Source organism: Saccharobesus litoralis (genome assembly GCF_003063625.1).
GTDB lineage: Bacteria > Pseudomonadota > Gammaproteobacteria > Enterobacterales > Alteromonadaceae > Saccharobesus > Saccharobesus litoralis.
This window is the reverse complement of record NZ_CP026604.1, coordinates 4838127-4860402: the sequence shown is the minus strand read 5'-3', so window position 1 is coordinate 4860402 and position 22276 is coordinate 4838127. Positions and strand designations below refer to the sequence as shown.

Here is a 22276-nt window from a genome sequence, read left to right as displayed (position 1 = left end):
AAACGCTTAGAAAATCCCAGCGGGTGGCCAGTTAGGGTTTTCGATTTCGTCTTCACCGACTTTAGAGGCGGCTTCGCGCTGAATGGTTGCGGGAACATCCGTTGTTGGGATCACAACTTCAACCACAAAGTTTTGATCTGGCGTACATCTAATTTCTTCCATAACCCCAATTAGCTCCTCTAAGTTAACGACTTTACGACCTTGTCCGCCAAAAGCTTCGGTTACTTTACTGATTTGCCATTGCGGTAAATCGTTGTAAGGGTAAACCGTATCTAGTAGCTCGTCGCTGTAATCAACGGGTGGTTTTCTAAAAGGGTTGGGGTTAACCAAATATTGCTCGATACCGTATATGCCATTAGCCAATACAAATACCACGGTATTTTGACCGTAAGCATGTTGGTCGGCCACGGCTTGACAGGTTTCATGGAAAGCGCCATCTCCAACCACGACAACAGCGCGTTTATCTGGAAACGCACATTTAACGCCAGTCCCCGCAGGAACCGAATAACCAATGGCAAGCCATGCTGCTTGGGCGACAAAGCCATTTTGCGCAGGAATAGGCACAGATTGCGAACCGATTAATGGAAAACCGGCATCCACAACCATAATGTCGTCTTCGGTTAGCCAGTTACCCATGGCTTTAAAAAAGCTGTCGTAGCCTAAATGACTTGCTGGGGCGGTAACACAAAGTTGTTGTGGTTTGGGAAAGGTTAATCCATGCAACCAAGGTGATTGTTGGCCAGCCAATGCCGCAAAGGCGGCAGTGAGTTTTTCTATATAGTCTTTGAGCTGTACAGCTGGGTAATATTCAGCCCCAACAAATACGCCATCGTGAGCGGCTAAAATAGTATGACTGCTGCGAATATCTTGATTGCCGGTATCTTTACCTGTTGTCCAAGCACCAATACCAACCAATACCCCATCATCGCCCACTAAACTGGCAACTTCTTCTTTATTTAAGGTTACGCAACCTTCAAACCAAGGGTGCGTTTCTGCAATCACTGATTTACTCAAGGCTGAAGTAACAAATTTAATTTGGTTGTCGGGTAATACGTGTTCTTGGTTTAAGGTTTCTAGTAAGGCTAAAAACTCTTTTTGTAAACCATAACGCTGGATCTCAATACCTGCCCAAAAAATACTTTTCGGTTGGCGCATCATCATTTTTACAGTGGCTTTAACGGCGGCATCTACATCACTTACCGTGATGGTTGCGTCGACACCTGAGCTTAGTGTGCCTTCGGGGCGGCTACAGGCTGCGCGCCACGTATCCTCAGTGACTTCAAGGTAAACCGGACGCTTTTGGGTAATTAAGGCGGTTAGCGCTGAGTCAATTTGGTGAATAGCTTGTTTGGCATTAGTTATCCGCTCAGCGGCCACTGTAATTGGGCGGAACATGTGAATGTCGACAAATTGGTAGCCCGTGGTGTGTGAATAGAGTAAACCGGCATTTTTCTCGACCGCGTTTTCTTTATTGGTTGGCGCGCCATTAATTAAAATGACTGGCGATTGTTCAACAAATGATCCGGCTATGGTGTTAAGCAAAGTAAAAGCGCCAACACTATAGGTGACATACAAAGCGCTAACGCCTTTTAAGCGCGCATATGCGTCGGCAGCGAAACCGGCGCATAATTCATTTGAATTGCCTGATATTTTAATTGGCGATGCTTTGTCGGCTAAAATAGTGTCTAAAAAGGCGGCAGTATAGTTACCCGCTACGCCAAACATTTGTTCTAAGCCAATTTCTTCAAGTCGCTGTTTGAGGTAGTCAGCGACGGTATAAGTATTATTTTGTGGAGTGTTCATAAACAGGATCTCTAAACAATTTGCAGATGGCGCTGATGAAAATGCAGCGCCTTTTGTTAAGTTACTCTTGGTCTAGGTAAGTTAAGTCAACGCCTAGGCAAGTCTCTTGAGATTGTGTTTTGACCTGTTGGTCTTTTTCAAAGTTAGGTTGGTAATTCGGGTCAATGTATTCTTGGATCATCGCCGTTACGTTTTTGTAATAGGCTTCTGAGATAGCGACAGATGCCGGTTTGCCATGTTGTCTTTCAAATACTTGACTAAACGCAGCTAAACCAAAGGCTTTATTCAGTACCAAATCGGTAGAGCGTAGCGCCCCTTCAACCCAGCCTTGATAGTCAGAAAATGCTTCACCACAGGTGTATAAATTAGGTAATGGCTCGGTGAGTTGTGCCATCACTTCGCGATCGTTAGCGCCTATGGCCCACTGGTGTACACCATAGCCGAATTGTTGGCTGGGTTTGGCGTTAAAGTCGACACTGCCTTCCCAAATACGCGCACTTGTCATAACTGGCTCGGGTACATAATGAGTGTTGAAGATCTTTTTAAAATACTTGGTGGCTTCGCGTACAACCGCTTGCGAGGCTGGGAATACAGTTTGCGGATCAGCCTCGTTGTATCTCTCTTGCATGGTTGAGGTAAATAACTCGCCGTTATTTTGCAGGCCACTCCAATAATTAATATTGAGATAGTCACAGTAAATGGTCAGTGCAGCTGCTTTCTTGTATTTACTTTCGCTGATCACTTTTAATTTGGCTTCTATCTCTGGGCTAGGGTTTTCAACTCGCTCGGCATATTCTAAACCGGCGACAACTTCGTCACTGATGGCATAGAACGGATAAACGGAACCTGTGGGTAAATCAGCAAAGTTAGGGCCAAACTCGACAGGCGCTCGACCACTAATTTTATTGCCCCACCAAGCTGAATCGTAATATAGGTTTATTTTTAATAGCGGTTGGTTAGATGTGGTTTGCAAGGTGTCCCATAGTTGTTGCGATTGTTGCAGTGGTAAGCGGTTAAAGGCATTCGATTTTACAAACAGTTTTTCAAGTGCCAAACGCGGTAGGCCTAAGATCACCTTTTCCGCTTTAATGGTTTTAAACTCTTGCTCACCTTGTTGATTGATTTGGCTATAGGTTAGGGTATAGCAAGAGTCTCCTTCATGTTGGTCAATGTTTTCGACAGAGGTGTTTAAAAAAATACGCTGCGAGCCGATTTCGGCAACCAATTTGTTAGGAAGGGTGCTAAAGCCATCTTTAAAGGTGCGGAATTTAACGTCGGCAGGGAAATCTTCAAGTAGTTGATAAGCGACCCCTGCATTCATCTTAGACAAGAAAGTACCGTTAAAACCCAATAGACGATAGAGCATGGTAATGCATTCGTTGGAATAGCCCATCTCGGTAAATAAGTCCCATAGTGACCATTCGTTTAAGGGCACGCCATTCCATTGACAGTCGAGTCGAAACGCTTGCCAAAATTCAGGTCCGCGTACTTCAGGGCGCTGGTTAAAGTCTGGGTTGGCTGCCAATATGCGGTTAAATACCACATTAATAATGTCTTTAGGGTTTACGCCTTGCTCTTGCGGATCTAGGTTGTATAACTCAGACCAAATAGCGTAATCGTCTTGTGAGGCGCTCGCGACATCAAAGCTATGGCCTCGAAAGTACAAGCGGTTGTTGCCGCCGCTGTTCATAGGAAACGGCACAATTTGATCTTGTAAATCTAATGTCATAAATAGCGACATTAAATCGTCCATGCCTTCAAATAAAAAGCGCATACCGCCTTCTTCTTCTTTAACAATATCGCCATCGCTAAATTCGACGAGATCTGAATCTAAACGTCCACCTGTGCGGCCAGAGCGTTCCAAAATAACAATATCGTCGTTACCTTGGGTTTCGTTTAAAAGACGCCAAGTGCTATATAAACCTGACATACCCGCACCAACGACGACAATTTTGGCGTAGTCAGGAATAGGGCAATTATTATTCAATTGTTCTTGGGTAAGATGTGGCATGTTTTTAGTCCTTGTTATTTGCCAAGCCAGCTAGACAATGAGACCAAAGGGGCTTAGCGATACGTTTATAGTCTTCTCGCTCAGGTCTTACGGTTCATTGTCAGCGCTTACTCTCGACTTTGGCTCCTGCGTCGTCCTACTACCTAAATCCCTTTAGGCAGCCCCAATCACATAGTAGAGCATATGCTCATGGGGTCTCGAAGCTTGACGGCTTCCCCTAAAACCTGATCGCTTTGACTAGATTTAGTGCTTGTCTAACCTTTGGAATACAAAACGTATACGACTTATGGCTAAAAATCCAAATAATCCCCTAATTATTTTATGAATAATTTATTTCTCTTATATCAAGGGGTTTTAAGGTGGGGATAAGGTTTATTTAGTGTGATTTCAGCTTTACAGCGAAGCCTAGGAATTTATCTTCGTCTTTAGGGCGAAGGCGGTGATAACCAAAGCTAGTCACTAAGAGTGACTAGTACTACGACACAAAAGCTATGACATGTTCAGATCGTTTTTATTAGCAATCTAAGTAGAAAAGCGTGCGAGATAAAAGACCCATTTCATTGTAGGGCCGAATTTATTTCGGCTAACACAAGGTTTGTCGATATATAATCGACTTCATGAAACGCGGAGTTTATTTAATAAGTAACCAAAGCTAGTCACTAACAGTGACTAGCTATTAAAATCAATTATTGGATCTCAAACAAACGAACGTTGTCTACCAACACAACACCTGGCTCTTTGCCTTTTATGGTATCGATATGAAAAGCTAACGGCTTACCTTTTTTAAGGTGCTCGCCTTCAATGACGGTGCTAACAACTTGCCAACCGTCTTGATTTTTTATTTCTGCACGCTTCCAATGTGAGCCGGCAGCTTGGTTAAACATAACGGCATGACCTTTTACTAAGTTTGCATCGATCGCAAAGCGGTATTTTTTGCTTGGGTCAATTTGATTACGTAAACGCCAAATGCCGTATTGTAATTTCATGCTGCCAGCTTCGAGGCTGATGGCTAAACCTTGTTTGCCACTTTTAGCGGCTTCTTTCATTAAACCGAATTCTGCTTTATTTTCTTGACCTTTATCTTTACGGGTGATCAGAATTTTAGGATCAATAGCTTGTTCAAACCCTGGGTTAGCATAGGCCAGTAAATTTTTAGCCTTTTTGTTGTTTTGTTGTTTTTTCGCAACTTGCTTTTTCTTGTTGTCTGCTTTGTTTTTTGCTTGTTGTTTTTGTTGCTTATTAACGGTTTGTTTGTTGGCTTGAGTGTCAGCTGTAGAGCTACAGCCAGTCATTAAAGCACAAGCGAGAGTAGCAATAAGAGTGGATGTTTTAAATTGAGACATATTTAGTTTCCAATAGCTTAATAGTTATATTGTTGACAATATAAAATTACATTGTATTGGTAAAGTTTTAAATTTGTTAATGAAAGTTCGGTATTTGCTATTTTTTAAAGTTATTTGACGCTATTAGTGAGACGATTTATAGCCATAGAGAACGGAGGGAGAGGAGAACAGTTGGAGAAGAGAACAAAGGGAGAGCCCAATTTGAAAAGGCTACAAAGCCAACATGCAGCAGGCTTTGTAACCGTTTACCTGTAATGGGTGAAATTAAATGCTAGCTACGAGTGGGTGTTTTTGATTGCTCAAAAACCTGTAACACCATACTCGTAACAAACCCTGAAGCATCATCAAACGTTAGCTCAATTTCGTTGTTTTGTTGCAGTAGCTCATAACTCACTGGGACTTCTATAACACCAAAAAAGCTATCTCTGACTTTTTGGTCGTAACCGCGAAAATCATCTGGCACAGTGACAGTTGTACCATTTACCATGAGTGTTGGGGTCAGTGACAAGTTATGGGCACGACCTAAGCCGATACGCAATACGGCTTCACCCTGTGATGTTGTTTTACTCACCGCATCGATATTAAATTTGATTGGCGTGTTCTTGGTAATCGCTTGTTTATACTTGTCAGCATAATAGCGGCTTTCAGTACTGGTTTGATTTATTTCGATATTTTTATCAAATGTAACGGCAATGATGGCGGTCGCGTTGGCTTCGACTTGATAGCTTTTGCTGTTTTTGTCTAAGGCTTTTTCGTCAAACACTGGCGTTTCGTTGCTAGCGTCCCAGTAAACTTGGCGCGCTTGGATTGCTTGAATGTTAGCACCGTTGGCACCGACCAAATTTAAGGCAATAGTTTGCGCGTTGGTTGTATCTAAATTTGCCATGGCGAGATACAAGGTATCTTGATCGACATAGGCATCGGCAAGTATATCAATATCATTTGGCTGACTGTCGACCCGCGTACCTTTAACATCGGCCCATAATTGATAAAATTTTAGGATCTCAGAGTAAATCCAGTTGCCGGAATCGGCGACATTTTTACTGCCATCTAGCTCTTCTTGCAAAATAAATAAGCGCGTGCCGTAACGATATCCTGTCTCGTCTATGCCATCGCCGTCATACCATAGTGCTTTTAAAATATGAAAAGGGATCGCGCTGATGATTTGATCTTGGCGTTCCATTAAACTCAGCATAAAGGTGGAAAATGAGCGCACATTGTACCAGTCTATTTGTTTAGAGTAGGGGCGCTTGTTGGTGTCGTGCGGGCTAAAATAACCAAACTCAGAGATTACCCAAGGTTTGACTTCGCCAATTTTTAGATAGCTATAATGCTCAATCATATCCAGAATAGCTTCGGCATTCGCACCAACACGATATTTGTGCACGCCGTTTGCGTCGGCGTTGTCGTAAATATGGATAGAGTAAAAATCCATATCATCACCTGCAATATCAATGAAGGTTTTCCATGTATTATCCCACTGGGCAAAATTACCTGCTTCATGCTGAGGATAAGCCGCAGTAAAACCGCCGACTTTGACATCAGGGTGATCTTCATGAATAGCTTTAGCCACAACAGAATGTAATCGCGAGATATTGGCATTGGTCGATTGTACATCGCCAGAATGCACAAAAGGTTCGTTTAATACTTCAATGATTTTCGGTTTAAGGTGGCCAGATGTTCCGCCTTGACCAAAATAATGAGTTAAAAAGTCGGAATAATAATCTCCTAATGCTTCATAACCAGCTAACCAGTCGTTGGCTTTACAGTCTGCTTTACAGGTTAAGCCATGCTCTTTTATTGGGTACATACTGGGTTGGCCGCCATACATCATATTGGCCATGCGGTGCTCATGTTTGTGGGCGTCTGGGCGATTTTTATACCAAGAGCGCATTTCGTTGCCATATTTAATGATGTCATCTTGCAACGGAATACCATTGGTGGCCTTGGCTTTTAAGCGAGTTAATTGCCAAGGTAACGCGCCATTGGTGCGGCCAAAATAAACGTCGTAGTCTTCCAAAAATTTGTCTCGAGTGGCGTGATCAGGCCATTCTCTATCATCATTTTGCGCATGGATGGTGATAAATTTACTGCGATCAAATTCTGATTGCCCGCCTTTAATATGGCGTATGTCTAAATTGACATCGACCGTTAACGCTGAGGGTGGTTTTGCTATTGTGGTTAAATCAAAACTATCACTCACGCCGCCAATCGTCAGCGTCACTTTGCTGCTAGTTTGATATTGATTGCTAGATATACCGCGCACAGTCACCTTGCTACCCGACTCAATGGTAGCCGCACTGGTTTGGTAGCTACCATTGTCAATTTTAAATTCACCACCGCTAACACTAATCGCTGTTGCACTATTGATGCCGCCAATCGTCAGGGTATTCGACTCAATCGCTTGGCCAATAGGCACATCGACTTGATCGGTAAATTTAAAACTATTAGGCGTTGTGTCTTTTTGCGCCGGTGGGTTGTTGGTATCTGGCGCTGTTGTTGATCCCCCACCGCCGCAGGCGATGAGTAAGGCAAATGCACTTGCGGATAAGGCAAAGTGCTGAATACTGGATTTGGACATTTCTCTTAATTCTCTCGTTTATGTTGATGTTTGAGTGATCCCGTACCAGCATAGTTGCCTATGGGCGAGTGCCCATCGGCAAGTTGCATCGCCGCGGATCTTATTAGTGGCTTCCTAGCCTTGCTTGTTGTGAATTTCCTTGGCTTGCCGAGGAGGAAATCACATTAATTTTTACCATTTGTGTTGCTATGTTTGGCCCCGAGATCTTGACCGTTGCCGTTCCCGGTTTAATACCCGTGACAATCGCTAATGCACGACCTTGATAGGTTGGTAATGTATTAGCTTTGTAATTAGTGATAGCGTCGGGCCGGCCATTGTCAGTGCCTAATAAGTGCAGTTCTGGCGATACAGTGACAGTTAGCTCGTGCTCTTTATGTGTTACCGCATGGCCTTTGGCGTCAACCAGTTGCATATCAATGTGAACCACTTGGTTTTGATCGACTGCAATTTGATTTTTGTCTAATTGAACACGGGTTGTGCTAACTTCGCTGGCAGTGTGCAATTCAGTGGTAGTTTGGCAGTTGCCTAAGCCTTTCGCGGTGAGTTGACCGGCTTGATAGGGCACAGCCCATTTAAGAATATGGTCTGCGTTGTCTTGTAACGTTTGAACGCCTAGCGATTGACCATTGCTAAATAGCTCAACCTGTTGACAATTTGTATAAGCTTCTACCACTGTCATTTGTTGCGCTTGGTAATTCCAATGCTGATTGACATCGTACCAATACCAAACATATTGCTGCCATGCGCCCGGTTTTTTCTCGACGACTTTGTTGGCCTCTAATTTATAGGGAGACTTGTCAAGCGTTTGAGTAGTGAGGTGGATATGGGGTTCATTATTCCACAAGCTTTTAAACATGTGATAGCTGGGGTTTTCAAATCCGGCTAGGTTTAATAAGCCACTGCGCACTGCTTTTGTTGGCCAGCGCTTATGTGATTCACCTAAATAATCCGTGCCTGTCCATAAAAATGTACCCGCCACGAACGGACGCTCGATAACGGCTTGCCATTCATGCCATTGCGGAACGTTTTCATGGCCCATTACCATTTTGCCGGGGAACAGTTTGTAACCATAGTCATAAATAACGCGGCGATAACTGTAGCCAATAATATCGAGGGCATCGGTATAACCGGATATATGGCTGACAGAAGGTAAAATAAGGTTGGCGGTGACAGGTCGCGTTGTATCCATTTGTTTTACCCAATTGGATAGTTTTTTCGCGGTTTTGGCTAAAACATATTGGCCTTCTTCACTATTGTGAAAGCGTTGTTTGATTTCTTCTGGGCTGATAAATGGAGGATTGAAAAAGTAGTTACCCGCAGCGTTCATGTCAAAATAACCCGTAGCCTGCTTATAACGTGGATAGGTCCATTCAATTTCATTACCTATACTCCACATAATAATGGACGGGTGATTACGGTCGCGTTTCATGGCTGCTTTTAGGTCAGCTTCGGCATGAGTTTGAAACCAATCGGCATAGCCGCGGCTGATATAATCGTCGTGCCTTTCTTGCTGATTTAAGCGCTTATCTTTTGGGTTATCCCATTCATCAAATATTTCAGCTTGAACCAGCAAGCCCATCTCGTCGCATAATTCCAGAAAACGCGCCGAGGCGGGGTTATGTGCAGTACGAATGGCATTAACCCCAGCTTGTTTGAGTCGTGTTAAGCGGCGGCGCCAAACATCGTCAGGAACGGCCACACCGACTAAACCTGCATCGTGATGCAAATTAACGCCTTTAATTAACGTGTGTTGGCCGTTTAAGAAAAAGCCTTTATCAGGATTAAATTCTAAAAACCGTAAACCAAAACGGGTATCTCGGCTGCCGATTGTTTGCTGATCTTTAACAATGCGGCTGTGTGCGGTGTAAAGATTTGGGGTGCTGGTATCCCATAGTTGCACTGTGCTTAAGGTAAAATGTTGCTCAATGGTTTGTTGTTGTTTTGGCTGCAAGGTTAAAACTTGGCTTTGTGTCGCGACAACTTGCTGATTGGGATCGATAATATCCGTTATCACTTTAAACGATTGCGCTAGGTTGTGCTGGTTACTGAGCTCAATGGCTAGATTGATATCCGCCGTATCGTGAGTGACTTTAGGTGTGGTGACATAGGTGCCCCAAACGGGAATATGCAATTTATTAAAGCGGTAAAGGGTGACATCACGATAGATCCCAGAACCAGTATACCAACGACTATCAATATAACGACTGTGATCGACCCGAATAGCGAGTACGTTGTTTTGTCCTTCAGGCTTTAAATGCGGATTGAGTTCAAGATTAAATGGTGTGTAGCCATTAACTTCGCCACCTATTTTAACGCCGTTTAACCAAATAGTGGAATGGTTATAAATACCATCAAAGTTAAGCACAAACAGTTGCTCTTGAAGGTCGCCTGGGGTTTTAAAGTGTTTGCGATACCATGCTATACCGCCCGGTAAATAACCTGTTGCACCGTTCCACTTTTGATCGAAGTCTTGTTCTATTGACCAGTCGTGCGGTAGTGATAATGCTCGCCAATTTTTATCATCTAGCTGAACTGTCGAATAGGCTTTATCGTCTGCTAAGTTAAATAACCAAGCCTGATTAAAATTCCCTATCTGTTGGGGTGATTGGCGAGCTAAAGCTTTGCTTTGCACTTTGTCATTAACAACATCGTGACTCGGCTGTTGTTTTGAACAACCGAAAATAACGGTTGTAATAAGCGTAACTATAATGAGTGATCGCACTTAAATTGTTCCTGTCTATTTTTGAACTCAATTAAATGTTAACGATTATATCTAAAGGAAAATGTTAACAATGTGCTGATTAATTGCACTATTATGTTAATATGTGTATATAAACTTGAATATTCAAATATTAAATGATATTTACTGTTGATTGTAAACAAAAAAATACAATCTTATGTTTTATTGTTAATGGTTAACTTATGGCGGTGAGTGAGCTGTTAAGTAAAAAATTATTATAGGTATGAATACACAAATACGAGATGGAAAGAGAATGACATTAAAAACAAAAAACACGCTTGTGTTGGCAGTACTAGCAGGTGTTCTTGCTGGCTGTCAGCAACCCAGTTCGCCAGATAACAATGCCAGTAATGACGAATTGGATTTATCCAATTTTACCCAAGCTGATTTTGACTACTTAGGTATTAAAGATCCGCAGTATTTAAGTGCCGCATCTAAACGCGCGTTACAGCGCAACTATCATAAAAATGCGGAATGGTTTGGCTTGTTTTCGGTACAAAAGTTAACCGGAGATTTTGAATACGAGCCAGGTGTTATTCGTCGTGATCCAACCAAAGTCTTATTTATCGATGGCTTGTATTACACTTGGTATACCAAAACGCATGGTCCAGGTCATGGTTTCGGTACTGGCGATCCCGAATTAAAGGTATTCCCGTGGGATAAATCAGAAGTTTGGTATGCCACCTCTAAAGATGGTTGGCATTGGGAAGAACAAGGCTTAGCAGTAGGGCGAGGTGAGCCAGGTGAATATGATGACAGATCCGTTTTCACGCCAGAAATATTACGCCATCAAGGTAAGTATTACTTGGTTTATCAAACTATCAAAGCGCCTTATTTAAACCGCACATACAATGAAGTCGGGATGGCAATTGCGGATAACCCGCATGGCCCATGGCAAAAACTTGATAAACCCATTTTAAGCCCGAGTGATACCGGCGAATGGTTAGGTGAAGAAGACAATCGCTTTATGATTAAATCGCAAGGCGAATGGGACAGTCACAAAGTACATGATCCGACATTAATGTATTTTAACGACAAGTTTTACCTGTATTACAAGGGTGAGCGTAAAGGTGAAAAAGTGACTATGGGCGGTCGTGAAATTCGTTGGGGTGTCGCCATTGCTGACAAACCAGAAGGACCTTACATAAAGTCGCCGTATAATCCGATTACCCATAGTGGCCATGAGCTTGCGGTATGGCATTATAAGGGCGGGATCGCCATGGTTTCTTGTAAAGATGGCCCTGAAAAAGAAACATTACAGTACGCCAAAGACGGTATCAATTTTGAGATTATGTCTTATGTGGATAATGTACCAAGTGCACTCGGCTTAGTTGAAACATTAGAGTCGGATGATTCGCCAACCGCGGCGCTACAGTGGGGATTATCGCATCAGTACGTGGTAAAACCGGGGCAATCTTGGTTGCAAGGCGACAACTACATTACGCGTTTTTCATTTAGAGCGAAAACTAACAACGGCGAGTTTGTTAAAAAGAAAAAGTGATTTAAAATGTGGTAAAAAACTAAAAATGGCCGCTATATGCGGCCATTTTATTAAGAAGTGCTTGATAAAATCACAGGCCGCAGCTGATTAACCTGGCATTTTTCATCGCTTGCCAAAACTCTGCTGGCACTTGCGCTTCAGCTAAATCGATATTGCTTTTGACCCGTTTTGGCGAGCTTGAGCTTAAAGCAATGGCGACGATAGGCTCAAATTGAAACGAGAACTGCACACAAGCTTGAGCAGGGGTAATATTAAATTCGTCACACAGGGCATGAAATTTATCACGCCAGATATACAAATCTGCATGGCTAGCACGACTAACTTTTTTGTAATCAAAGTTGTCGCTGCCCAATAAAAATCCTGCGTTAAATACAGCAGAATTAATCACCACGACACCTTGTGATTTAAGCTTTTTGAGTAAGTCTAACGTTGATTGAGCATGAGTGTATGGCGTGACCGAACAGGCAAACATAGCCCAGTCTAGTTGCACATGATCACTAATAAAGTCAATAACACTGACATCTTTGGCACCTACACCAACAGACTCAACTTTACCGGCATCACGTAATGCCATTAATGCTTTATAAGCATCTAAAACGTCTTGTTTGCGTTTAGCTAAATCGGCGTCGTCTGTTGCTGCGGCTAAATATTCATCAGGATCATGCACAGAGACAATCTGCGCTTGATATTCGCCAAGGAGTTCGTTGCCTTGTTCATAGCAATCTAAAATACCTTGATAGGAAATATCTTGCACCGCATCGTGTTTGAGGTTTATCCAAGCTCCGGGTTCAAAGGTGGGTTCATCCGTTGTTAATGGTACGCGCTTCCAGCCTAGTTTATTACTGATTTTTACTTGATCGGGCGCAACATTTAATGCCTTTAACCCCGCAGCTAACGACTCTAATGCTAAGCCGGCACCGTACTTACCCGCACTATCGAACAAGGTTTCGCCCGGACTATTTTCAACAGCCGCTTTGACTAATTCATTCTTAACATCGCTTTCAAGCTCGACAAATAAGTTACCTAAACTACTGGTACCAAAGATAATTTTGGGAAGTTCGACACGCATAATTCAACTAATTCTGTGATGGTTATTTAGCCAATTCCGTAATTGAAAATGACATTTTGTATATATAAATTATAAGAATCATACTTGTAATTTCACTGATGAGCAATCATTAGTTTGTTGCTGGCGGTGTCTTGGGTTCTGATTTACTTGGCTTTATTGGTATAATTGCTACTTAGCAAAAACAAATGAAGATGACTATGGCAAAAGGCAAAACCAAAAAAACATCAAAGGGATCAGCAGGAGCTAATCGTAAAAATACCGAAGAGTTTTTAACTCGTTACCAAAATAAAAATGATGTTGTCACCTTAGACTCTGGGTTAATGTATCGGATAATTGAAGACGCCGATGGACAATTTGCGACATTTGATGACACGGTTGTGGTCAATCAGCGCATATTATTAGCTGATGGCACTTGTATTGCCGATACCTATAAAGCCGGATTACCCGATGAATTTACTATTGCTGAGGCTATTCCAGGTTTACAAGAAGGTTTGTTGCTGATGGCGTTGGGTAGTCGTTATGAGTTTGTGATCCCGCCAGAATTAGCTTGGGGTAAAAAAGGTAATGGCAGTAAGATAGGCCCTAATGCGGTAATGCAAATTGATTTACGTTTAATGAAAATAACCCAATAATAACAAGGTCGGGAACAAGATGAAAAAAGTCAAAAATGAAAAGGAATTACTCAAAAAAGCCCTACAGGTTGGGCAATCTTACGCCGCTAATCGTGGTTATAAAGCCTTTGGCCCGACTGATTCAGCCGACCAAAAAATTGAATGTATTTATCGTTTATTTGTGCAAGATAAGTTGATTGTGGCATTGCCGGAAGATCAAGAAAACACCTTAAATATTAAAAAGCGCCTAGTCGCATGGATCATGAAAAAGCTACCAGCTGATCATCCGCTTTTAAAATAGCCTAACTACATAGCCTGCATCCTTGCAGGCTATGTTGCTTCAAGTTAACTATCACTTTTTAATGCGCGAATGCGCTCATCTAGCGGCGGGTGGCTGGCAAATAAACTGGCTAAACGCGAGCGGTTATTAATGCCAAACGCCATCATGGAACCTTCTAAGCGGCTTTCCTGTGAGTACTTGAGTTTTTCCAGTGCGCCTATCATACCTTGACGACTGGCCAAGTTTGCGCCGCCAACATCGGCACGGTATTCACGCTGGCGCGAAAACCAAGCCACTACCATGCTGGCTAAAATGCCGAACAGAATTTCCAGCACAAATACAATCGCATAGTAAGCAAAACCACCAACGGCTGAGTTATCACTATTATTACCACGCGTTGCGTTGCTAATAATGCCGGCTACTATTCTGGCTAAAAAGATAACAAAGGTATTAACCACGCCTTGGATCAGGGTTAAGGTTACCATGTCACCATTGGCAATATGGCTAACTTCGTGACCAAGCACGGCTTCGGCTTCGTCTTGATCCATATTGTCTAGTAGGCCAGTACTAACGGCAACTAAGGCATTGTTTTTATTAGCACCTGTGGCAAACGCATTCATTTCTGGCGAGTCAAAGATCGCCACTTCTGGCATGCCGATTTCGGCGCGCTGCGCTTGACGACGCACCGTATCAACCAACCAGCGTTCGGTCGCGTTACGTGGCTGCTCAATAACATAAGCCCCAGTTGAACGTTTTGCTATCCATTTAGACATGAGTAACGAGATAAAAGCGCCACCAAAACCAAATACGCCGGCCATTAATAACAAGCCACCCGTACTTTGGTTATTTATGCCCAAAACAGCAAACAAAATACTCAACACAATACTTAAGGTGACCATCACCGCGATATTGGTTAATAGAAATAAAATGACACGTTTCATATTTGCTCCGCAAAAATCATCTTTATTATCGACATAATATGTCTAATTGCCGGCGATTCAATAGGCAGTTGATGAATTTTTTGGCACAAATTCATCTATTCATAGAATCAATTTGTCGTATTGGATTGACAGCCTATTCGTATAAAGCCTATATAGCAGCGTCGGAACCATAATAATTTAAATAGGATGCTTATATATGTTTCTTTATCGCCAACTGCGTATTGTTTTTTTGCTTTTGTTTGCCTGTTTTTTTAGCGCCAATGTTAGCGCCACTCAACTAGCATTAAATGAAGATAACCAGTGGCAAACCTATGAAACTTCTCATTTTATTATTCATTTTACTGCTCCACTGCGTGATTGGGCGATCATTGCGGGCAAAGAATTAGAGTCTGCTCACGCTTTGCTATTAAAACAACAAAATAGGCAGTTAACTCCCAAGGTGCAAGTGCTGGTAATCGAGAACAATAACCAAGCGAATGGCTTTGCTATTTCACCTTCTTATCGCCCTTTAATGACATTATTTGTTACGCCACCTCAATCGAATTCCTTGTCTAATGCACCAAGCTGGCAACAATTATTAACTGTTCATGAATATGTGCACTTGGTGCATCTAGGTCAACCAAGTCGCAATAAATGGTTAGATAAGTTACGCCGAGCTTGGGATTTATTTGATGTCAGTCAGTCTGGCATGCCGCGTTGGGTTGCCGAAGGTTATGCGACCTTGATGGAATCTAAATTGACAGGACGCGGACGTTTATTTGATGACAATATGGACGCTTTTTTAAGCCAATTAACCGTAGAGGGAGCTTTTCCACAGTATCGCGAGTTAAATGCTCGAGATCACCGCTACATGGCAGGATCGTTTGCTTATATTGTTGGGGCGCGGTTTATGTATTGGCTAGAGCAAGAATATGGCGCTGATAAGCTAGATCATGTTTGGACGCGTTCCGTAGCAGTTAAAAAGCGTAATTTTGATCAAGCCTTTAAAGGTGTTTATAACGCATCTGCCCAACAGTTATATCGTAAATTTGTTGTGGCTTATACGCAAAAAACGTTGGCTCGTCATCAAGAGTTAGATAAAACACCAGCTAAGTTGTGGTTAGATTTAAATCAAGCGGCACATTCCCCCGCTATTAGCCCTAGTGGTGAGTTTATTGCCTTGCTAAACCGAGTTAAAAAGACTTGGCAACTTAGTGTCTTTCACACTAAAGACAACCAGCAAGCGCAAGAAAAATTTGCTAAACAACAAGAACAATTATTAAAGCGAGACCCACTTGATATAGCAGACGTGGCGCCCGAAGTGTTTAAACGCCAACAAAAGGCGAGTTTACCCAGTGTTAGCTATTGGGGAATATCTAACCCCGTATGGTTAGATAACCAAACATTATTATTTACCGCCCTGTCACGAGTTAAAAAAGCGCATAATACGACGGATATATATTCTTGGAATATCAACACCGACGAGGTAAAGCAGCATACGTTAGGGTTTAATATTCGACGGTTTGATGTGATTAATTCAGCTAATGAAGATGAGAAAGAGCCGCATTCAATAACCCTATTTGCTGAGCAAGCGACACAAGGCTATTCGCAGATCATAGCGTTTAATATTGATTTACACGCTAACTCAGTGACAGATCTTGCATCAACTAGGGTCAGTGTTATTACAGATAAACAGCTAGGGCGCGTGTATGATTTTCCTCAGTTAAGCCCAGATAACACAAAATTGGCTTACTTAAAGTTTGAACTAAACAATAAATGGCAATTGTATTGGTTTGATCGAGTCACCAATCAGCACGCCGCAATACCTTTGCCGCACAGTAGTCAGTTTTTATCTTATCCGCAGTGGAGTTTAGACGGCCAAGCAATTTACTTTACAGCCAGTCAGCAAAGCTTAACCAAATTGTTTCGAGTGAATGTGCAAAGCCAGCAGGTAGAGCAATTAACCAGTGGCGATTTAGATTTACATTGGCCAACACAGTTAAATGACAATACGCTACTGGCTTTTGCTCGCAAGAGTACAGGGCAAGACATAGTCGCACTTGACCTACCAACGCTCGCTGTCACCAGCGTACTTGGCAAAGCAGAGCAGGGCGTTGAATTAGCCAATGTTGATAGGCAGCATGTCATGCCTAAGGCCATGGCTAGCGCTACAGCAATAGAAGGCAATATTCAGGATTACGGTTTAGGGGTTAGAGAAGGCAGTGTCATGTTAGCGGCTACGGTTAATTGGGCAAGCTATCATTTAAGCGAAATTGGTTATCGCAATGTTGATTTATTGCAACGATTAGACTGGCAGATCAACGCGACACAAAGTAGTAAACAGCAAGGTTTACAAGGTGTGAGCGGCAACTTGAAGTGGCGGACTATGCCGGTTGATATTAATGCTCATGGCTATTACTGGCAGATGCACCCAGATAACCAAGGCTCAGAATTAGTGAGAGCTAACTCGAATACGAGTGCAATAGCTGGTCAGATAACAGAGACTGGGGTTGTTGTATCTGCAAGTCAGCAGATTATTAATGGTCAGCATGATTATGGTTGGCAGGCTAAATACTTTTGGCAGCAATTTGAGCAAGATACCACCAATAGGGATACACAAGCGGCGCGTGTTTCTGGCAACTATGCATGGCATTATCGAGCGAATACATGGCGTATAAGACAGCGCAGCGAATTGGCTGTGTATCAAGGCAACACAGACAGTGTCGACTGGCAAGGTTATGACGCTAACTTGAGTTTGTTTGGCCAGTGGCGTCGAGTAAAAACCCACTTAAGTTATCAACAGCAATATCGTTCACCGGATGACGACTTAACCTTACTCAGCTTAGGTGGTGCAGCCTCTAACTTAATTGCGCCTCACCAGCAGTTAAACCGAATATTAGCCCCAGAGTTGCCTTTTATGAGTTTACAAGGCAATAAATATCAAAACCTAAAATTAACGGTCGCGCTTGGCGAAATATCGGCTTTTAGTCAAAGACATAAGCTAACACATGTTATAGACAGTTTTGGTTTAGCCGGTAATAAGCAGTTTAATTTTGGTTTACCGAGCTTAGTTGGCTTGAATATCAACTATGGATTGGCGCGGGTATTACCGCAAATTGGGCAAGATGAAAACCAATTGTGGTTAAGCTTTTTTCACCGCTGGTAAAGCGCGTGAATTGATCATCTAGTGGCTGAGCTTTTCATGTAGGGATTTCCATGTAGTGCTATCAATACAGCGGGTTAGTCTCCGCCACCACAACTGCTACAGCCACTGCCACTATCGCTAGTACTGCTACTATCTGCGCTATCCATATAGCCATCGCAACCTGTATTGCAACTACTACAACTGATGCTGTTAGCGCACTGTTCGTTGTTTTTGCTGCGCGTGCAGTTTTTGCTGTAGTAAAAGCCGTTAGGAATATTTAATTGTTTATCAATCGCGAACAATAAGGGTAAGCGACTTGGCTTATGTGGGTTGATTTTGTCGCGTTTACAGGCAATACGCCAAGCGCGTTTGATCCCTTGTTGTGCTTTGGTTGGCGATAGCATCGCTTCGGCGGGAGTGTGATGTAAAAATTGACCAAATGCCCCTTGGCAAAACTTTGCATATAGTTTGGTATACAGAATAAACTCGTGCCACGCATCATCCACTACTTGAGACGGCATAGACACTGGCTTGTTACAAGCTGCATTACACACATAAAACCAGTCTCGTAACCCTTGTTGCACTTGGCTTAAGTCTTTTTCGCTTAAAAACGAGTATTTGCTTTTCAGCTTGCTGTTAATTGCGTCGGGAAATGAATAGCTATTAATAAAGTCTTTACGTTGTTTAATGCTGTGGTAGCGCCGGTGATTTTTAACCCCTTTTATAATTAAACCAACAATTAATAGCACCATTAAGCCTATTATTATTTGACTAATACTCATTGATTATCTTCCGTTACATAAGCCTTTAATGAGTGTACTTGAGTTAGGGCGAAATGCTAACGAATAACCTAATCGAACGTTAGTGTCATCGTTTTAGGGGGGTTATTTTATTTTTAAGGGGTATATTACTAGTCGACTCTAAAAACATGAGTCAATACAGTTAACATAGCAAAAGGAAATTGAACATGACACATAAAATCTTAGCGACACTATTGGCTTTCTTAGTTGTAGCTTGTCATTCGAACGACAACGGACGTAATAAAGAAAAAGCCAAAGAGAATGAAGAAATACCTAATGCTTTAGAAACCGCGGTTAAACAAGGATTGATACAAGTTATCAAATGCCCTGCAGTGGCTGGTTATACAACGATGGAAGTTGAAACCAAGCAGGTGATAACTGATGAGAATAATTATTTACATGTATTTGCCAATAGTGACTTAAATTTAGATGAAACACCGCCGACCATCGACTTCACGCAACAGCAGGTTGTTGCCTTGCATCTAGGGCTAAAACCATCATCCGGTTACAAGCTAGAATTTGATAATTTTGTGGTTAAAGCCAGTACACTGAATATATATTATACCGAGGTATCTCCTCCCATTTTATGTGATGTAACACAAGCTATTACTTACCCTTATTGCTTAATAGCAGTAAATAACCAGTTTACCAATATCGAATTTTTTAAATCCGACAAGCAACAGTGTTCGAGATAGCGCGACTGTTTATTAAAGTCGGGTAGGTGAGCATTTGCCTGCAGGGATGCAGGTACTTAAGATTTGTCGGGAACAAAATCTTGTATGCTTGCAGAGCTTGTTAAAAAAGCCGGACTTGTCCGGCTTTTTACTTATTAGTTATCTTGCCTTGGTTAAGTTACTTATCTCGGTTGCTTAGATAAGCGACGACGACCAATTAACAGACCAAAAGCGGCGATCAGTAATGCTGATAGTGAACCGCCACCTGAATCTTCTTGTTTAGCCGCGTTTTGGGCAATCTCCAATTGATTCTTTGCCACTGTTTTTGCATCGAAAGCATCACTGTATGTAGACATAGCTTCTACTCGAATGGGTATTAGTGACAATACATTTTCGTTGTTGTTTTCAGCAGCCTGCAAATCTGCAATGTACTGTTCAGCAGGTGCGAGATAAGTATTTAGCTCCGTTATGGTTTCTTCTATTTTTGTGAGTGCGGTATCTGCAATTTCAGCTTTCTCAGATGATATAGAGCTTGCTGCTGTTTTAGCTGTTTCAGCAGCTGTTTTATAACCCTCGACTTCTGTAATAAATTTTTCTATCTCAGATTTAGTATTAGTGATTAATTCTTTATTTAATTCGTATATTTCGGTGTTTACTACTGGTGATAAATTTTTAGCACTGTCTTCACTGGGGTCAATAATGCTAATTTTATTAATTATCACTAAGTTTTCGCGAGTGGCAGCTTCGTTTGAGTCGTAGTTTTGCAAAGGCAGTTCATCGAAAGCCCCACCAGCTTTATAAATATCGACGTCGCCCATGTTTTGCACAATATCTAAACCGGATACGACTTGACCAAATACGGTAAAGCCGCCATTTTGAGTGTCCAAAATATCGTCGTTATCATCATCAAGATTAAAGAACCAGCCTGCGGTTGCACTGTTTTCTTGGCCTCCTATTTTGGCCATCGCAATAGTCCCTTCAATATTAGAATATATAGGTTCATTTTCTACAGGATCGTTGGTAGCGATAGGGTTCGTTCTTTCCTCTGTTTGATCATTCTCTTGACTGAATCTAAAACTACCTGTTTGAATAATAAAATCTCGCACAGAGCGATGAAAGTAGGCATTGTCGTAATCCCCGTTGTTTACATACCATAAAAAATTTTTCACTGTTTTCGGAGTGGTCTCATCAAAGAGGTTAACCTCGATATCGCCCATATTGGTTTCTATTTTTACAATAGTGGCTTGGGCAGACGCACACATAACAGCTGTTGCTACAGCAGAAAATTTTAAAAATTTAGATATCGAGTTGTAAATCATAGGTAAAAACTACTTCAAAAATGTAAAGAGGCGTTAGATTAGTGTAGACATGGTGAAATTACTAGTGCTATATGTCTGCCGTTAACAATTTTTCACATTTTCCAAATTGGTTTATTTGACTTTCTCATCACCGCACTTGATCTGTATCAGCATCTTTTACTTATAGCCTACTAACATACTTAAAGTAACAAATCCTCTCACACATAGGACACAATATGTTAAACGCCAACTATGCATTGGTACTTAATTGCGGTAGCTCATCGCTCAAATTTGCAATAATCGACCCACAAACGGGGAATGAGATTTTGTCAGGACTCGCTGAATGTTTATTAACTGACGAAGCTCGTTTTATTTATCGTCAACAAGGTGATAAACACCAGTGTTCCTTGTCCCAAGTGACTGATCATCAAGTGGCGGATCATCAAAAGGCTATCGATAAATTGGTCGCCATTATTGAAAAGCAACAGCTAGGTTCAAGTATTAAGGCGGTGGGGCATAGAGTGGTGCATGGTGGTGAAGCATTTGTCGATTCTGTGTTAGTTGATGAGGCGGTTAAATTAAAAATAGAAGCGTTAAACCCACTCGCGCCTTTACACAATCCGGCAAATTTGGTTGGTATTAATGCGGCGCAAGCGGCGTTTCCGCATTTACCTCAGGTAGCCGTTTTTGACACGGCATTTCATCAAACCATGCCTAAGCAAGCCTTTACTTACGCTTTACCCCGCAATTTCTATACTGATCATGGAGTTCGTAAGTATGGTTTTCATGGCACGAGTCATCAATATGTTGCTCAGCAAGCCGCTAATTTATTGCAGCAACCCGCTAATAAGCTTTGTTTAGTGACAGCGCATTTGGGCAACGGCTGTTCACTGGCTTCGGTTAAAGAAGGCAAGAGTGTTGATACCAGTATGGGGTTAACCCCTTTAGCCGGATTAGTGATGGGCACACGTTGTGGCGACATAGACCCAGGGATTTTACATTTTATGACGGATAACTTGGGGTTAACTAGCCAACAAGTTAATGAGTTACTTAATAAGAAAAGTGGCTTATTAGGATTGTCGCAGCACAGTAATGATTGCCGAGCTTTATTACATGCCGAACAGCAAGGAGATGAATTAGCCAAACTGGCCTTGGATGTGTTTTGTTATCAATTAGCTAAATCAATCGCGGCTCATGCCGTACCTTTAGGGCGTTTAGATGCCTTGGTATTTACCGGCGGCATTGGTGAAAATGCCGCACCTATTCGCGCACGGGTATTAGACCAACTTTGCTTACTGGGTTTTGTACTGGACGAAACTGCCAACCAAGACACAGTGGCTGGGCAAGCTGGACAAATTACCCTTGCTCAGTCTACCACTGCCTTAGTGATCCCAACCAATGAAGAACGCGTGATCGCGGGTGATGCATTACGCGTTAGTCAGGTTAATGCTCATCAAAATAATGTTCGTCAAAATAGTGTTAGCCAAATTAACTAAAAGG

Annotated in this window: 15 protein-coding genes; 6 read left to right on the top strand and 9 right to left on the bottom strand. The window is 42.2% G+C overall.

Annotated features, from left to right (window positions below; all coding sequences use genetic code 11):
• Positions 1–6 precede the first annotated feature (6 nt).
• The 5 genes from C2869_RS18270 to C2869_RS18250 form a co-directional block, all read right to left on the bottom strand.
• Positions 7–1803, bottom strand: a complete 1797-nt coding sequence (locus C2869_RS18270) for an alpha-keto acid decarboxylase family protein (protein WP_108604302.1) — start codon at positions 1801–1803, stop codon at positions 7–9.
• 61 nt (positions 1804–1864) lie between these two features.
• Entirely contained in the window at positions 1865–3814 is a 1950-nt protein-coding gene (locus tag C2869_RS18265) for a flavin monoamine oxidase family protein (RefSeq protein WP_108604301.1), read from the bottom strand.
• Between the two features lie 686 nt (positions 3815–4500).
• Positions 4501–5157, bottom strand: a complete 657-nt coding sequence (locus C2869_RS18260) for a hypothetical protein (protein ID WP_108604300.1) — start codon at positions 5155–5157, stop codon at positions 4501–4503.
• A 271-nt stretch (positions 5158–5428) separates the two neighbouring features.
• Complete coding sequence (locus tag C2869_RS18255; protein WP_108604299.1) at positions 5429–7738, bottom strand: hypothetical protein; 2310 nt, start codon at positions 7736–7738, stop codon at positions 5429–5431.
• A 103-nt stretch (positions 7739–7841) separates the two neighbouring features.
• Positions 7842–10460, bottom strand: coding sequence for a glycoside hydrolase family 2 TIM barrel-domain containing protein (locus C2869_RS18250; RefSeq protein ID WP_108604298.1), 2619 nt, complete (start codon positions 10458–10460; stop codon positions 7842–7844).
• Positions 10461–10731: 271 nt separating this feature from the next.
• Here C2869_RS18250 and C2869_RS18245 point away from each other — a divergent pair, with 271 nt between their 5' ends.
• Positions 10732–11979: a glycoside hydrolase family 117 protein gene (locus C2869_RS18245; RefSeq protein WP_108604297.1), complete on the top strand. Its 1248-nt coding sequence runs from the start codon at positions 10732–10734 to the stop codon at positions 11977–11979.
• 70 nt (positions 11980–12049) lie between these two features.
• Here the strand turns inward: C2869_RS18245 and C2869_RS18240 are convergent, their stop codons facing one another.
• Positions 12050–13048, bottom strand: coding sequence for an aldo/keto reductase (locus C2869_RS18240; protein WP_108604296.1), 999 nt, complete (start codon positions 13046–13048; stop codon positions 12050–12052).
• A 185-nt stretch (positions 13049–13233) separates the two neighbouring features.
• Between C2869_RS18240 and C2869_RS18235 the strand changes: the two genes are divergently transcribed.
• Together C2869_RS18235 and C2869_RS18230 are read left to right on the top strand one after the other, a co-directional pair.
• The gene (locus tag C2869_RS18235; RefSeq protein WP_329604278.1) at positions 13234–13680 is read left to right on the top strand and encodes an FKBP-type peptidyl-prolyl cis-trans isomerase; all 447 of its coding nucleotides are present in this window, start codon (positions 13234–13236) and stop codon (positions 13678–13680) included.
• A 19-nt stretch (positions 13681–13699) separates the two neighbouring features.
• Positions 13700–13960, top strand: a complete 261-nt coding sequence (locus C2869_RS18230; RefSeq protein ID WP_108604295.1) for a DUF5062 family protein — start codon at positions 13700–13702, stop codon at positions 13958–13960.
• A 44-nt stretch (positions 13961–14004) separates the two neighbouring features.
• On the opposite strand, the gene htpX is transcribed toward C2869_RS18230, so the two are convergent.
• Positions 14005–14880, bottom strand: coding sequence for a protease HtpX (htpX, locus tag C2869_RS18225; protein WP_108604294.1), 876 nt, complete (start codon positions 14878–14880; stop codon positions 14005–14007).
• A 196-nt stretch (positions 14881–15076) separates the two neighbouring features.
• Here htpX and C2869_RS18220 point away from each other — a divergent pair, with 196 nt between their 5' ends.
• Positions 15077–18025, top strand: coding sequence for a TolB family protein (locus C2869_RS18220; RefSeq protein ID WP_108604293.1), 2949 nt, complete (start codon positions 15077–15079; stop codon positions 18023–18025).
• A gap of 74 nt (positions 18026–18099) precedes the next feature.
• Here the strand turns inward: C2869_RS18220 and C2869_RS18215 are convergent, their stop codons facing one another.
• Entirely contained in the window at positions 18100–18786 is a 687-nt protein-coding gene (locus C2869_RS18215; protein WP_108604292.1) for a glycine-rich domain-containing protein, read from the bottom strand.
• Positions 18787–18971: 185 nt separating this feature from the next.
• On the opposite strand from C2869_RS18215, the gene C2869_RS18210 reads away from it, so the two are divergent.
• Entirely contained in the window at positions 18972–19499 is a 528-nt protein-coding gene (locus C2869_RS18210; RefSeq protein WP_108604291.1) for a protease complex subunit PrcB family protein, read from the top strand.
• Between the two features lie 161 nt (positions 19500–19660).
• Here C2869_RS18210 and C2869_RS18205 read toward each other — a convergent pair whose 3' ends face one another.
• Complete coding sequence (locus C2869_RS18205; RefSeq protein WP_159084229.1) at positions 19661–20740, bottom strand: peptidylprolyl isomerase; 1080 nt, start codon at positions 20738–20740, stop codon at positions 19661–19663.
• A gap of 272 nt (positions 20741–21012) precedes the next feature.
• Between C2869_RS18205 and C2869_RS18200 the strand changes: the two genes are divergently transcribed.
• Positions 21013–22272, top strand: a complete 1260-nt coding sequence (locus tag C2869_RS18200) for an acetate kinase (RefSeq protein ID WP_108604289.1) — start codon at positions 21013–21015, stop codon at positions 22270–22272.
• The last annotated feature ends 4 nt before the right edge of the window (positions 22273–22276 follow it).

What these genes read in the sequence shown, in the direction of transcription:
- C2869_RS18270 (WP_108604302.1), bottom strand. Translation starts at nt 1,803, where the DNA reads ATGAACACTCCACAAAATAATACTTATACCGTCGCTGACTACCTCAAA.
- C2869_RS18265 (WP_108604301.1), bottom strand. Translation starts at nt 3,814, where the DNA reads ATGCCACATCTTACCCAAGAACAATTGAATAATAATTGCCCTATTCCT.
- C2869_RS18260 (WP_108604300.1), bottom strand. Translation starts at nt 5,157, where the DNA reads ATGTCTCAATTTAAAACATCCACTCTTATTGCTACTCTCGCTTGTGCT.
- C2869_RS18255 (WP_108604299.1), bottom strand. Translation starts at nt 7,738, where the DNA reads ATGTCCAAATCCAGTATTCAGCACTTTGCCTTATCCGCAAGTGCATTT.
- C2869_RS18245 (WP_108604297.1), top strand. Translation starts at nt 10,732, where the DNA reads ATGACATTAAAAACAAAAAACACGCTTGTGTTGGCAGTACTAGCAGGT.
- C2869_RS18240 (WP_108604296.1), bottom strand. Translation starts at nt 13,048, where the DNA reads ATGCGTGTCGAACTTCCCAAAATTATCTTTGGTACCAGTAGTTTAGGT.
- C2869_RS18235 (WP_329604278.1), top strand. Translation starts at nt 13,234, where the DNA reads ATGAAGATGACTATGGCAAAAGGCAAAACCAAAAAAACATCAAAGGGA.
- C2869_RS18230 (WP_108604295.1), top strand. Translation starts at nt 13,700, where the DNA reads ATGAAAAAAGTCAAAAATGAAAAGGAATTACTCAAAAAAGCCCTACAG.
- htpX (WP_108604294.1), bottom strand. Translation starts at nt 14,880, where the DNA reads ATGAAACGTGTCATTTTATTTCTATTAACCAATATCGCGGTGATGGTC.
- C2869_RS18220 (WP_108604293.1), top strand. Translation starts at nt 15,077, where the DNA reads ATGTTTCTTTATCGCCAACTGCGTATTGTTTTTTTGCTTTTGTTTGCC.
- C2869_RS18215 (WP_108604292.1), bottom strand. Translation starts at nt 18,786, where the DNA reads ATGAGTATTAGTCAAATAATAATAGGCTTAATGGTGCTATTAATTGTT.
- C2869_RS18210 (WP_108604291.1), top strand. Translation starts at nt 18,972, where the DNA reads ATGACACATAAAATCTTAGCGACACTATTGGCTTTCTTAGTTGTAGCT.
- C2869_RS18205 (WP_159084229.1), bottom strand. Translation starts at nt 20,740, where the DNA reads ATGTGTGCGTCTGCCCAAGCCACTATTGTAAAAATAGAAACCAATATG.
- C2869_RS18200 (WP_108604289.1), top strand. Translation starts at nt 21,013, where the DNA reads ATGTTAAACGCCAACTATGCATTGGTACTTAATTGCGGTAGCTCATCG.